We start from the raw sequence: 12,297 nt of genomic DNA, 5'->3' as shown, positions 1-12,297 counted from the left end.
GAGCGGGTGTTTAACCGAAGGCCAGCCAGACCCCGACAAACAGCATGAGAGAGCCCGCGATCCGGTTCATCAGGGTGACATTGCCGCTCTTGGCGAGGAAATGGCGCAAGGTGCGGCCACCGCTGGCATAGAGCATCAGGCAGGAGAACTCGATGACCAGGATGAGCGCGACCAGGGCCCCTATCTGGGGTGCCATCGGCTTGGCCGCATTGATGAAGGGGGGCAGCAGGGAGACCATGAAGGCCCACCCCTTGGGGTTGGCGATGGCGGTCACGAAACCCTGCACGGCCAGTCCCATTGGGCTGGTCTGCTGGCCCGCCGAGAGATCCGCCGGGATGGCCATCTTGCCCTTGGCCTGCCACATCTGGATGCCAAGCCAGACCAGGTAGGCGCCACCTACATATTTGAATGCAGAGAACAGGGCCGGGTAGTTGAGCATGACTGCCGCCACCCCGACCACCGACAGCACGGAGACCAGGCCGACGCCGACAAGCTCCCCCCACATCATGTGCAGGGTACGGCGCACCCCCAGACTCATGCCCAGGGTCATCGCCAGGGTCATGCACATACCGGGGGTTACTGAGACAAAAAAGAACGTGGGAATAAAGAGCGCCAAGATGGCGGGATCAATCCAGTCGGACACACTACACCTCCAGGGTAACAAGCAGACGATCTTGCCTATCACACTCTTTTAACACAAGAAAAACCTTTTCATTCAGCAAGAATTCAGCATTAAAAACCCTGTGACAAGGATTGTCGCGCCTGTGTAAGATGCCGCCTCACTCCTCTTTCGGGTTAGGATCTTTCATGTCATTGAATAATCTGTCCATTCGTCTTCAAGTGCTTATCCCTCTCCTGCTCGCCAGCCTGTTGATGCTGCTGATGGCCGTGATCAGCAAACAGGAAATCGACGGTGCCATTCAGGACATGAATGAAACCACCGCCAGCGTCACCCGCCACAAGGACGACATCGCGGCCCTGATCCACGCCACCTACCGGCTGCGCACCAACGCCATCTACGGCCTCTACGATGAGGCCCTCTTCGCCCAGTTGCCGGCCCAGCTCTCCGCCGCCGAACAGGAGATTGGCGCCATCCTGACCAGACTGGTTGTCACCGGTGCCGAGCAGGACAACCGTCAGGTCGCGGCCGCCCTGCAGGCCTACCTCGGCCACACCCGCAGCAGCATGCTGCCCCTGCTGACCGCCAAGTACCAAGGCAGTGGCGATCCCGCCGCCTATGAGCAGGCCCGCCTGCACTTTCGCGATCTGGGGGAGGCGCTCATCAAGCAGATCGATGCCATGTCCGTCCACATCAATCAGCTGACCCAGACTGAGATTGCCGAGGAGCAGGCCCACTACCGCGCGACCCTGCTGCGCACCCTGCTGCTGATGGGGGGCACCCTGATCGCGGCCCTGCTGGGCGGCTGGTGGATCTCCGGGCGCATCGTGCAGCCCATCGGCCAGTTGCAGGAGGTGATGCACGCCGTCGCCCTCGGCCGCTTCAACGTGCGTGCCAATGCCGAAGGCAACAACGAGCTGGGCCAGCTCGCCAGGGATATCAACCGGACCCTGAGCCAGCTTGCCAACACCATCCAGACCCTGACCGGCATCAGTGGCAATGTGGCCTCCGCCGCCACCGAGCTTGCCGCTGTGATGACCCAGGCAGAGGTCAACGCCCAGCAGCAGCGCGGTGAGACCGAACAGGTGGCCTCCGCCGTCACCGAGCTGGCCAGCACCGCCGACAACGTCAACCACAACGCCGCCCTGGCCGACGAGCTGGCCCGGGATGCCAACAGTCGGGTCGAGCAGGGGCTGGCCCTGTTTGCCGAAAGCATCGAGGCCAACGGCCGCATGGCGGGCAGTCTGGAGAACGCCGCGACTGTGGTGGCCAGGCTCAAGTCCCAGTCCGAGCAGATCGGCAAGGTGATCGAAGTCATTCAGAGCATTTCGGAGCAGACCAACCTGCTGGCCCTCAACGCCGCCATCGAGGCGGCCCGCGCCGGTGAAAGCGGCCGCGGCTTTGCGGTGGTTGCCGACGAAGTGCGCCTGCTGGCCGCCCGTACCCAGGACTCCACCAAGGAGATCCAGGCCATCATCGAACAGTTGCAGAGCCAGTCCCTCTCCGCCAACAGCGGCGTGCAGCAGACCCTGGAGATCCTCGGCCACAACCAGCAGCTCTCCGCCGAGGTACAGGCCTTGCTGGGGGGCATCACGGACGCGGTCAACCAGATCAACGGTGCCAACGCCCAGGTGGCGACCGCGGCAGAACAACAATCCTGCGTCACCGCCGACATCAGCCGCAACCTCACCAACATCCACGAGATCGTGAACCAGAACGCTGCCGGCATCAGCCAGAGTGCCGCCGCCAGTCACGAACTGTCACAGCTCGCCGAGCAGCAGCGCAGGCAGCTCGCCCAGTTCCAGCTCTGATACTGCGAGGATCTCTTCGATACCGCGGGGCCCGGCGCAGGCCCCGCACTTGCCCCTCCCCCTTCACGCCTCCTGTTTAAAACGGGTTTTTGCCATCAAGGTGTCATTGGGGGCTGGGCTGCATTCGCAAATGTGGGTATGGTAGAGGCACGTCACTCCCCCTCATCGAGAGATCATCATGAGCCTGAAGTTCAAGAAACCCGCTTTTATCATGCTCGGCCTCATCGCCCTGCTCTCCGCACTCTGGCTCGATTTCTATCTGCCGGAACACACCATCGCCACCATCACCGGGGTGGAGGTGAAGCGCACCGACAAGGATGGCCCCATCAGCCAGAAGAACCCGGCTGACGGCCCCACCACCGACGTCTATTACATCTACACCGAGCGCCCCGGCGAGAAGATCCGGGTGTTTCGCAATGAAGACACCGAATGGGGCTGGCCCTTCTACTTCAAATTCAACGCCGCCGACGTCCAGGCCAAGGCCAAGTCCATGGAGTTCGAAAAACGCCTGGCCATCATCACCTCCTACGGCTGGCGCGTGAACATGTTCTCCATGTTCCCCAACGTCACCAAGATCGCGAGCACCGAGCCCGATGCCTCCACCTGGAGCTTCTTCCGCTGGTTCTGGTTCGGTGTCTGGGCCCTGGTGATGGGCAAGGCGGCCATCGCCACCTGGCGCTACTTTGATCGCCTCGAGGACGAGATATGAGCGAGCCGAGCAAGACCCGCACCAGCTTCTATCGCCGGCTCTACGTGGCTCACCTCATCAGTCAGGGCACGGACACCGTGCCCGCCATCATGGAGGCGACTGGCATGCCGCGCCGCACCGCCCAGGACACCCTCAGCGCCCTGGCGGAGCTCGACATCCAGTGCGCCTTCGAGCAGACCGAGGGGGCTCGCCATCTGCAGGGGCACTACCGCATCAGCGACTGGGGGCCCATCAATCCGGCCTGGATTGCTGCGCAGCTTCCCGTCATCAGGCAGACCCTGGGGTATCCCTGACACCCCGGACCCGGGTCTGCTCCCATAGAGAAGGGGCCAGCCTTGCGGCTGGCCCCTTTCTTGTCTGGCCTGATATCCCGTTGCCCTCCCCCGGACTCACTCCCCTTCGCCGAAAGACGCTTCCGGCAGCGGCTCCGCCGACTCACCCCGGGTGCAGTCGATGATGGAGCGCTTGGGATTGTTGGGGTCGCGCAGCAATAGGGGGGCCATCCCCTCGTCATGCAGCCTCTCGTCGGAAAATTCGCTGCCATAGGCGTTGTGGGTCAGCCTGCGGGCATTGGCGATGGGGGTATCCACGAAGAGGGCATGTACCTCGAAGGTGGAGGCTGGCACCAGGAAGCCGACGATGGGCAGGCCGTGCAACTCCTGATGGACCTTGTACCAGGCAAAGCCCTCGCTCACCTTGTCAGGGGTATACATGGCGAGCTGCGGATTGGCCGGGCGCCCGGTCTCGATGTCGAGATGAAGGGTATCCAGCTCGCAGGTCGCCAGCCCCTGCCACATCTTCTCGAACGGGGTCGCGCAACCCGTCAGTTGCATGCATGTCAGCAGCGCCAACGTCCCTTTCCACATTCCCAACCCCTTATCCGATGTCCAGGATGTCAACCAAATGAGCGCAGTCGCTGCACCAGCAACTCGATGAAACCGACCCTGTCGAGCCCCAGCAGCACCAGGGCATTGGCCGGTTTGCCGGTCAGGTCGTAGCGATCCACCACCGTCATGCCCAGGGTATGGGTCCCGCCGGTTTCGATATCGACCCGGCACTCCACCCCGTGAAACAGGGAGGGCGCCAGCAGCCAGGCGATGGTACAGGGGTCATGGAGCGGCGCGCCAGCAAATCCCCACTTGGGATCCCGATGATAGATCATGAAAAAGTCGAGCAGCTGTGCCACGCACTGCGCCACCGGGTTGGGAATGGCGCGTACCCGCTCGATATCCTCGTCCATCACCTGGGCCTCGTGGGTCACGTCCAGCCCGCACATGGTGATGGGCAGCCCCGACTTGAAGACCATATCGGCCGCTTCGGGATCCACATAAATATTGAATTCCGCCGCGGGGGTCCAGTTGCCCGCACCGGCGGCGCCCCCCATCAGTACGATGCGGGCGATCTTCTGCTTGAGCTCGGGGTGGGCCGCCAGCAAGAGGGCAATGTTGGTGAGCGGCCCGGTCGGCACCAGGGTGACCGGCTCCGGGCTCTCGCGCAGACATCTTGCCATCAGTTCAAGGGCGCTCATCGCCCAGGGAGCAAAGGCGGGATCCGGCAGCTCTGGGCCGTCCAGCCCCGATTCGCCGTGGACGTTGTCGGCGATGATGAGCTCACGGGCCAGGGGCTTGGCTGCCCCCGCCGCCACCGGGATGTCGTCGCGGCCGAGCAGGGTCAGGATGCGCAGGGCATTGTTGAGGGTCTTGTCCGGGGTCTGGTTGCCCGCGCTGGTGGTGACCGCCAGCACCTTCAGCTCGGGGCTCGCCAGCGCCAGAATAAGGGCGATGGCATCATCGTGGCCGGGATCGCAATCGAGAATAACGGGCAACGCCATGGACAGACTCCTTACAACATGACAGGGAGCCATACCTTAGCAAGAGATGGCCAGATGAACTCAGGAGGGAGTCACAAAACGCCTCAACCAACGAGATCAAGTACTTGGCGACAGGCCTTGGGAGCGGACATCCAGATTCGCCGCGCCGCCATCGTTCGGGTATGATCCCTCCCCCTTCATCGTCCGGCTGCCCCATGTCCGTCATCGTCGACACCTTCATCGCCCCGCCCTGTGCGGCCACCATCGAGATCCTGTTCGAGGATGCGCATCTGCTGCTCATCAACAAGCCGAGCGGCCTGCTGAGCCTCTCGGGCAAGAACCCGCAGAACCTCGATTCGGTCCATTACCGGCTGGTACAGGATTACCCCGGCTGCACCCTGGTGCACCGCCTCGACTTTGGCACCTCGGGCGTCATGGTGGTGGCCAGAAACAAGAGCATCAACGCCCTGCTCTGCCACCAGTTCAGCCAGCGCACCGTGAGCAAGGCTTACGAGGCACTGCTCTGCGGCCATCTAGCGGTGGATGAGGGCGTCATCGACGCATCCATCGCCAAGGATCCGGCGCTGTTCCCGCTGATGAGCATCTGCGCCGCCAGCGGCAAACCCGCCCGCTCACGCTATCGGGTGATGGAGCGGCTCACCCTGGAGGGGGCAGGCCAGCCGGTGCCATTGACCCGGGTCAGGCTGGTACCGGAAACCGGGCGCACCCACCAGCTGCGCATCCACAGCCAGTGGCTGGGCCATCCCATCCTGGGATGCGATCTCTATGGCGGCCTGCTCCCGCCAGGCTGCGAACGAGCCCCCAGACTGATGCTGCACGCCAGTGAACTCGGTTTTGTGCACCCGGTGAGCGGCGAGCCGATGCAAGTGCGCTGTCCAGCGCCGTTTTAGAGGCAATGGGTAGGAACAACAAGTGCAAGTGCGGCGGGATCAGTGAAATGCGTGACGGGAGAGGGAAAGCGGCAAACGGCGGATAAAGATAGGGGCCGCGCTTTCGCAACGGCCCCCACCCCCCACTCGGTACTCTTTGTTACAAAGAGGGCTATCAGATCAGCTTGCGGGCGGCGCCCAGCACGATCTTGATGGCATCAGATTCGGTTTTCGCCATGGTTTCGGCGTTCGGGATTTCCTGCTGGGTACGGTTCACGATGACACCGGCCACCATGCCCGCACGCAGGCCCTGGCTGGTACACATGGTCAGCAGAGTGGCGGACTCCATCTCGTAGTTCAGCACGCCCATGGCTTGCCACTCTTTCATGGAACCCTGGAAACGTTGTACCACGCGGCCGGATACGGTGTCGTAACGCTCCTGACCCGGGTAGAAGGTGTCAGAAGAAGCAGTGACGCCCACATGCAGCTTGGAGCCCAGCTCCTTGGCGGTGTTCACCAGGGCGGTGGTGCAGTCGAAGTCGGCCACGGCCGGGAACTCCATCGGCGCGAAGTGCAGGCTGGCACCGTCGAGGCGCACGGAGCCGGTGGTGACGATCACGTCGCCCACGTTCAGGTGCGGCTGGATGGCGCCGGTGGTGCCGATGCGCAGGAAGGTACGGATACCCAGCTGGGCCAGCTCTTCCACCGCGATGGAGGTGGACGGGCCACCGATACCGGTGGAGCAGATGATCACGGCCTTGCCGTCCATCTCGCCGCGCCAGGTGGTGAATTCACGATGGCTGGCCAGGTGCACCGGGTTGTCCAACAGTTCTGCGATGCGCTTCACGCGCTCGGGGTCACCGGGGACGATCGCCAGGGTGGCGCCTTGCAGATCCGCTTTTTTCAAACCCAAGTGAAATACATCAGACATAGTGGACTCCTGGTTGCGCCCCGCCGCATGGCAGCCGAGTGCAGTTAAGGTGATTCTTTACGGTACTTTCTAGCCGGTGTCCCCTCATCCGGGGAGGCGCCAACTATGGTCGAAAGCGCTTTCCAATTCCTTGATGCGCCTCACACTTCTGCGCTTCAAAGCTGACAAAAATGGCGCGAAACGTTTGCTAAGATGATGAATTTCTTGAAAAACGTTTTTACGTTCCTTTTGCACTCCCATCCCTTGTCAAGCCTTGAGCGACCGTCCATTCAAAGAGCGCGATCGAGTCCACAAAGTTGCAAACGAGATACCATTGACCCCTTCTCATCCCCTCCGACGCTGTTATGTTGGCGCCCGCATACCACTTAATGGCTAATCATACGGAGTCCATCATGGCGACATTCAAGTTCTACATTCCCGCAATCAACCTGATGGGGGCGGGCTGCCTGCAGGAGGCGGCAGCGGATATCCAAGGACATGGCTATCGCAAGTGTAGCCCGCCGCGAAAAATGAGAAATTCTTACGGGGAAAATGACCATCGACTGGAACATGGGATTTATCATTCTCGGCGATGCAGATTCCGCCGAGAATGAAAGATGCTATTGGCAGATGAATGCTTGAGTTTCTTGACGGGTTCGGCCACCTGGCGGCGTCACAAGATTGACCTGTGCATTACCTGAGATACAGAGGCTGATGACATGTTCATCTTCATCGTCGATATCCCGAGTACCATCCGGGCTGAAAGTGCTAGAGGTGATGCTGTTGGTTGCTGTCAGTGAGCTGGGGAAATCTGCACTTCTTACCAAAACCTGCTCTCCATTGTTCAGGACGTCATTTGCATTGTCGTCAATGAACACCAAGAAATGCGAGGGGTCTGCCGTTACGCAATTGTCGTTGGCATCAGCCAAACACGCAGTCACTACCGTCTGATTGTCAATTGCTTGGCTACGAGCGAATCTCATGTTTTTCAGTATGTTACGGGACTCGAAATGCAGAGCGTTTCCGCTGAGCAAGCTGGATAAAGCCGGGGCCCCAATACCGAGTAAAATGACGCCCAAACTGACCGCTATCATCAGTTCAAGCAATGTGAATCCTTTCACATTCTTCATAGCGATATCCTCCTTGAACAAATAAAGCCTAACCACTGATTGCCATATCGCCAGAAAAAGCCAACGTTTAACAGGGGTTTAAACCTCGATTTCATAGGTTGGTAAATCAGGTGCGGGCCCAATGATGGCGCCTCCCTGATAAAACGCCTTCTGGCCGATGGCCACCCCTCCCCCTCGCACAATCACCACGCCCCCGCCTGGGGTCTCCAGCGTGGTGCTGGTTCCAGTCGTTGCGGTGACGGTACCGACCAGCAGCGGGTCGGTACCGGGGATCAGCTCCTGGAACCGCTTGAACAGGTTCATACAAATCGCTCCACACTCAGTTGCTGGCGCACCGTCATGGCTCGGCCCTGCATTCCAGCCGCGACCCTGACCCCTCGGTTAAAGCCCTTCCAGCCATCAACCGCGATCAGCGCCCCGGGCAGGATGAGTCCGGTGTCGCTCGAGAGCGGCAGTTCGATGGTCTGGGTGCGCCTCGGCATGGTCTTGGCCAACCCCACCACCCCCTGGGCGCGAGCTGCCACCACATCGCACACCAGCGGGTGGGTGATGGCCGGAGCCTGCCGATCCCCTGCCGTGCCTTGGCGCAGCACCCGGGCATTGATGCCCTGATGGCCACCGCTCACATAGATGCCGTTCGCCGCCTGCCCCGGCTGGAAGTCGCTGCCCAGCGTCGTGATGATGGCGCGGGGGATGGCCACGTCTGCCAGCGCCCCGTCGAGCTGCCAGGGTATGGTCGGATAGCGCGGCTTGATGACCAGGTGCCGCTCGCGCTGGTGCGGCAGCACGAACCCACCCGCCGCCTCGGCCAGGTACTTGATCGCCACGATGGGAGTCTGGCTGTCGAGGCTGAAGAAGCCGCCAGGTACCAGCCAATCCGGCGCCTGCCAGTCCAGGGTCCACCCGAACGGCAGCAGCGCCTCTGCGAGCTGGGCCATGGTCGCCGCCCCGATCTCGCTCACTGCCTGGGGTAAGACATGAGTCGGTGACAAATAGGCCGTGCGAGAGCGCCCAGTCAGGGTCGCCGACTCGCGGGCAAAGCTCTGGCTCGACTGCCAGCCATCGCACACGCAATCCCACTGCTGGCCGTTGACATGGATGCTTACCTCCTCCTCGTCCGTCATTTCGGCCGCCGCGATGCGCGGGATCTGGGCCGTGAACTGCCAGGCCCAGGAGTCGGTATCGAGTTCGATGCTCAGCGAGGTGGCGGGAATGTCGAGCCCGTCCCTGACTCGCACTATCTGTGCTGCGTTGCTCACCAGGTAAACCCTCCGGGTTGGAATAACGATGTGGGCCTGCCCAAACCAGACAAACTCCAGGGAGGCATCCCCCCTGGGTCGGCTGAATGCCAGTAGCCCACTGCGGTGGCCTGGCTCGGGGGGAATAGGTGGCTTGGGGGGGAGAGAGAGACCCCAAGGGGGCTGCATCGCCTCCTCCCACCTGTCCAGCCAGCCCTTGAGCAGGGGCAGGCCCAGCTGCCACTGCTGGCCGCCCAGGGTGAACCCTTGCGGGGCCCCCTGCTGCCAGCTGCCGGGCTGCCACACATTGTCCTGGCGCGGCGGGTGGCGATACTCGTTCACCTGCCAGCGGCTGACCGGGGCCCCTTCGACCCAGAGCGAGCGGGTGACGACATGACCAGGCGGCAGGCTGTCGAACCCCTGGCCATGGCTCGTGCCCAGCGGCAGGGCCTCGTCAAACAGCCCCCGCACCGGCTCATCGTGGCGGGGCATCTGGTCGCTGAGATCCACCACCACCGCCATCAGCGGGCCGGCCTCCTGCCAGTCGGCCTGACAGGTCGCGGGGGTCATGGCAGGTCGTTGCCAGTCGTCGGCCACCGCCGTGGTCACCAGGGCGGCCCTGTCCCAATCCCCCGCGTTGGTGTGGCTAGGCCCCCTGAACACGTTGATGTCATGGCCAGCTTCGAAGTCGTGCAGCACCGCCTGGACGGTGCTGGCCAGGGTGGCCTCGATGACCACGGTGGCGCTGACGGTGGTCACCGGCGCCGCCGGTTCGGCGGTCAGGTGGCCGGGGTGAACCAGCCCGGCCGAAATGCCAGGCACCGGCGCGGCACTCTGCCCCTGTAGCACGGCGGGCAGCACCAGTCCCGGCGAACAGGCCAGGCTGGGGGGCAAGCTGGCGCCCTGCAACACCGCCAGATAACGGGTGACATGGGCTGGGTTCAGCTCAAGGTGCCCGCCAGGCTTACGCGCCTTGTTAAGCTCCAGGTTACCGTCGATGGGTCTGGCCATAAGGCGCTCCGCTTGGGCTTGGCTTAGGGTTCGGTCAGGCTGGCGCTATTGATGCGCACCATGGCACCAGCAAATAGCTCACTGGCGGGGATCTCGATGTCGGCGCCGCTCTCCGGTGGGCCCACGTCGAGATCCGCCACAAAGTCGCCATCCCGGTTGGCGATGCGCCCCCAGGCATGGACGCCGCTGCCGGTGACCATCTGCTCGGCCAGCGGCTTGAGGGTCAGCACCCCGCCCGTCACGCTCTGGGCGCAGGGGTGGGGGAACTGCAGCGCCACCAATAGCGCCTGGTCGGTGATGGCGGCCCCGGGCGCGGGTCTCGGGCCGGTGTAAATCTTGAGGGTAGCCGCGCCCGCGCTGCCCTCGTCGATGGCGGTGGCCAGCAGTTGAACGCGGCTGGTGCGCAAGGGCTCGGCAAAGGTCAGCATGGCGGCTCCTTTACTTGAAGTAGGGGGTGGGGGTGAGCAGGTCAGCGGCGACCGGGGCGTAATAAAACTCGAACGTATCCTGCGCCATGACCAGGTAGCGGTTGGTCAGCAGCAGGTGATCGAACCGGTAGTTGCCCTGCTCATCGCTGAACGTGATGCCCTGAATGGCCAGATCGCGCCCCAGCAGCACCACCCGCCTGCCAGCCACTCCCTCGCCGTCAATGGTCACCTTGCTGGCGATATAGCCGAGCAAGATGGGGGGCTCGGCATGGCGCAGGGCAGTGCGGCAACGTCCAATATCGACGCTGGTTTTCCAGGTGACGGCGGGGGGCGAGGAGATCGCCCTCCCCTCCGGGTTGATATAGCTGGCGGTGGCCGTCATCACCCTGGCCACGGCGTTATCAGGCAGTACGGTGTTCATCGCCATGGCCCCGCAATATCAAAGCCGATCAGCCGTTCAGTGTTGCGGTATTCGGTATAAGCGAATCCCTGGGCGTCCTCGAACTTACCAGAAGATCCAGACAGGTCTATGGCGCCGGCCCCCTTCAGAATGCGCAGCAGGGATCCCGGTTTGGCGGGGTCGTGGGCGATGTTATAGCGCCACAGCCGCAGGTCGTTTTGCAGCGGTGCCAGCACCCCGGGCAAGAAGCCACGGATGGCTTGGGCGGTTTGCTCCACGATGGGGATCTTGCCGTCGTTGAAGTAGACCCCGTTATCGGGCGCATTGGGGTAAGCCACCCCCGCCTGGTAGGGGCAGCCGAAGGCGTAGCCGATGCCGAGCAGCAGGCAGTTATCCGAGCCTGGCAACTGGTGGTGCATCCTGGCAATCGCAAACAGGGTTCGCCGGTTGATCCAGGCTTGGTTGGAGGCATTCCCTACCGAACCCACCAAAGTGCCAAATTGCAGCACATCGTTATAAATGGGATAGCCGTTGGTGCTGGCCAGCCTGGTCCCCCAGTGATAGCCACTAGATTGGATCGGGGTCAGGATCCCGGTCAGCACGCAGTGATAGTTGTCGTTGGGGCGAATACTGTTGATGTCGCCAAACATCAGCACAGCGGCCATTTTGGTCGAGCTATAGCGCGGCAGGAAGTAAAACAGCTTGTCGTCGGCCACCAAATCCCACTGCTGCTCGCCGGTGGCATAGGCATGGGACGCCGGCCAGGCGAACTCCTTGACCAGGCTGTAGGTGTTCACATCGGTGACGTTCTCCACCATCTGCGCCTTGGCGTAGTAGTAGCGAAAGCTTGCCGTACCGTTCCAACCAGAAAACGCCGTGTTGTCGATGCGCAGCCGCAGCGCCGTGGCGTCGGCCGCAATGCGCTTGAACACCGCCACCGTGTTGGTGCCATCGACAAACTCCAGCTCCCAGCCTGCCGGGGCCACCTTCATGGTGCCACCGGCCCCTACTGCAGACGGGGTGCCGACAGGGGCAAAGGTCACCGTGGTGGTGGTCACCGAGAGTACGCGATACTCGCCGTTCCAGCTCAGGTTGACGCCCTCGATCGCCACGATGCTGTCCGGCAGGAAGCCGTGGGCCAGGGCGAAGGTGACGACCGCCAGGCCGCCATTCATAGTGATGGACTGGATGGGGTTGATATTGAACCCGGTCACCAGGCAGGCTTTCAGTACCGAGATCAGGGTGCCCGCCGTGCCATTGCCGGTGTCGGTTGACAGCAAGGGGGCGCCCCCCATTGCCTCGCAAAACCATTTTACGGGATGGGCCATGGTTTTCTCCTGT

Annotated in this window: 14 protein-coding genes; 4 read left to right on the top strand and 10 right to left on the bottom strand. The window is 62.5% G+C overall.

The features are described from left to right. Positions 1–10 precede the first annotated feature (10 nt). On the bottom strand, positions 11–643 hold the full coding sequence (locus AB5Y93_RS03060; RefSeq protein WP_039039878.1) for a LysE family translocator: 633 nt from the start codon (positions 641–643) through the stop codon (positions 11–13). A 164-nt stretch (positions 644–807) separates the two neighbouring features. Between AB5Y93_RS03060 and AB5Y93_RS03055 the strand changes: the two genes are divergently transcribed. The 3 genes from AB5Y93_RS03055 to AB5Y93_RS03045 all read left to right on the top strand — a co-directional run bounded on the left by AB5Y93_RS03055 (position 808) and on the right by AB5Y93_RS03045 (position 3,432). Then, positions 808–2,430, top strand: coding sequence for a methyl-accepting chemotaxis protein (locus tag AB5Y93_RS03055; protein WP_045525254.1), 1,623 nt, complete (start codon positions 808–810; stop codon positions 2,428–2,430). Positions 2,431–2,608: 178 nt separating this feature from the next. Further along, entirely contained in the window at positions 2,609–3,139 is a 531-nt protein-coding gene (locus AB5Y93_RS03050) for a DUF1523 family protein (protein ID WP_010674042.1), read from the top strand. Further along, a complete protein-coding gene (locus tag AB5Y93_RS03045; RefSeq protein WP_039039881.1) occupies positions 3,136–3,432 on the top strand; it encodes a helix-turn-helix domain-containing protein in 297 nt (98 codons plus the stop codon). Before AB5Y93_RS03050 ends, AB5Y93_RS03045 begins: the two co-directional genes overlap by 4 nt. A gap of 96 nt (positions 3,433–3,528) precedes the next feature. Here AB5Y93_RS03045 and AB5Y93_RS03040 read toward each other — a convergent pair whose 3' ends face one another. Both AB5Y93_RS03040 and rihA read right to left on the bottom strand, forming a co-directional pair. Further along, the gene (locus AB5Y93_RS03040) at positions 3,529–4,005 is read right to left on the bottom strand and encodes a hypothetical protein (RefSeq protein ID WP_045525252.1); all 477 of its coding nucleotides are present in this window, start codon (positions 4,003–4,005) and stop codon (positions 3,529–3,531) included. A 29-nt stretch (positions 4,006–4,034) separates the two neighbouring features. Further along, the gene (gene rihA, locus AB5Y93_RS03035; protein ID WP_043154549.1) at positions 4,035–4,970 is read right to left on the bottom strand and encodes a pyrimidine-specific ribonucleoside hydrolase RihA; all 936 of its coding nucleotides are present in this window, start codon (positions 4,968–4,970) and stop codon (positions 4,035–4,037) included. Between the two features lie 194 nt (positions 4,971–5,164). On the opposite strand from rihA, the gene AB5Y93_RS03030 reads away from it, so the two are divergent. Further along, complete coding sequence (locus AB5Y93_RS03030; RefSeq protein WP_368228783.1) at positions 5,165–5,860, top strand: RluA family pseudouridine synthase; 696 nt, start codon at positions 5,165–5,167, stop codon at positions 5,858–5,860. Positions 5,861–6,014: 154 nt separating this feature from the next. Here the strand turns inward: AB5Y93_RS03030 and udp are convergent, their stop codons facing one another. The 7 genes from udp to AB5Y93_RS02995 form a co-directional block, all read right to left on the bottom strand. Next, on the bottom strand, positions 6,015–6,770 hold the full coding sequence (udp, locus tag AB5Y93_RS03025; protein WP_010674037.1) for a uridine phosphorylase: 756 nt from the start codon (positions 6,768–6,770) through the stop codon (positions 6,015–6,017). 599 nt (positions 6,771–7,369) lie between these two features. Then, complete coding sequence (locus AB5Y93_RS03020) at positions 7,370–7,879, bottom strand: GspH/FimT family pseudopilin (RefSeq protein ID WP_202042587.1); 510 nt, start codon at positions 7,877–7,879, stop codon at positions 7,370–7,372. A gap of 78 nt (positions 7,880–7,957) precedes the next feature. Next, the gene (locus AB5Y93_RS03015) at positions 7,958–8,182 is read right to left on the bottom strand and encodes a hypothetical protein (protein ID WP_368228782.1); all 225 of its coding nucleotides are present in this window, start codon (positions 8,180–8,182) and stop codon (positions 7,958–7,960) included. After that, entirely contained in the window at positions 8,179–10,128 is a 1,950-nt protein-coding gene (locus AB5Y93_RS03010) for a hypothetical protein (RefSeq protein ID WP_368228781.1), read from the bottom strand. The genes AB5Y93_RS03015 and AB5Y93_RS03010 overlap by 4 nt, the downstream gene beginning before the upstream one ends. A 23-nt stretch (positions 10,129–10,151) precedes the next feature. Beyond that, positions 10,152–10,556, bottom strand: a complete 405-nt coding sequence (locus tag AB5Y93_RS03005; RefSeq protein ID WP_368228780.1) for a hypothetical protein — start codon at positions 10,554–10,556, stop codon at positions 10,152–10,154. A gap of 10 nt (positions 10,557–10,566) precedes the next feature. Beyond that, entirely contained in the window at positions 10,567–10,977 is a 411-nt protein-coding gene (locus tag AB5Y93_RS03000) for a hypothetical protein (RefSeq protein WP_290433663.1), read from the bottom strand. Further along, complete coding sequence (locus AB5Y93_RS02995; protein WP_368228779.1) at positions 10,974–12,284, bottom strand: hypothetical protein; 1,311 nt, start codon at positions 12,282–12,284, stop codon at positions 10,974–10,976. The genes AB5Y93_RS03000 and AB5Y93_RS02995 overlap by 4 nt, the downstream gene beginning before the upstream one ends. Between the last annotated feature and the right edge of the window lie 13 nt (positions 12,285–12,297).

Source organism: Aeromonas sp. R10-1 (genome assembly GCF_040908465.1).
Taxonomy (GTDB): Bacteria; Pseudomonadota; Gammaproteobacteria; order Enterobacterales; family Aeromonadaceae; genus Aeromonas; species Aeromonas caviae.
Note: the sequence above shows the minus strand (reverse complement) of the source record. Positions and strands in the feature narration are given on the sequence as shown.

Coding starts and splice junctions, on each gene's coding strand:
- AB5Y93_RS03055 (WP_045525254.1), top strand. CDS start 808: ATGTCATTGAATAATCTGTCCATTCGTCTTCAAGTGCTTATCCCTCTC.
- AB5Y93_RS03050 (WP_010674042.1), top strand. CDS start 2,609: ATGAGCCTGAAGTTCAAGAAACCCGCTTTTATCATGCTCGGCCTCATC.
- AB5Y93_RS03045 (WP_039039881.1), top strand. CDS start 3,136: ATGAGCGAGCCGAGCAAGACCCGCACCAGCTTCTATCGCCGGCTCTAC.
- AB5Y93_RS03040 (WP_045525252.1), bottom strand. CDS start 4,005: ATGTGGAAAGGGACGTTGGCGCTGCTGACATGCATGCAACTGACGGGT.
- rihA (WP_043154549.1), bottom strand. CDS start 4,970: ATGGCGTTGCCCGTTATTCTCGATTGCGATCCCGGCCACGATGATGCC.
- AB5Y93_RS03030 (WP_368228783.1), top strand. CDS start 5,165: ATGTCCGTCATCGTCGACACCTTCATCGCCCCGCCCTGTGCGGCCACC.
- udp (WP_010674037.1), bottom strand. CDS start 6,770: ATGTCTGATGTATTTCACTTGGGTTTGAAAAAAGCGGATCTGCAAGGC.
- AB5Y93_RS03020 (WP_202042587.1), bottom strand. CDS start 7,879: ATGAAGAATGTGAAAGGATTCACATTGCTTGAACTGATGATAGCGGTC.
- AB5Y93_RS03015 (WP_368228782.1), bottom strand. CDS start 8,182: ATGAACCTGTTCAAGCGGTTCCAGGAGCTGATCCCCGGTACCGACCCG.
- AB5Y93_RS03010 (WP_368228781.1), bottom strand. CDS start 10,128: ATGGCCAGACCCATCGACGGTAACCTGGAGCTTAACAAGGCGCGTAAG.
- AB5Y93_RS03005 (WP_368228780.1), bottom strand. CDS start 10,556: ATGCTGACCTTTGCCGAGCCCTTGCGCACCAGCCGCGTTCAACTGCTG.
- AB5Y93_RS03000 (WP_290433663.1), bottom strand. CDS start 10,977: ATGAACACCGTACTGCCTGATAACGCCGTGGCCAGGGTGATGACGGCC.
- AB5Y93_RS02995 (WP_368228779.1), bottom strand. CDS start 12,284: ATGGCCCATCCCGTAAAATGGTTTTGCGAGGCAATGGGGGGCGCCCCC.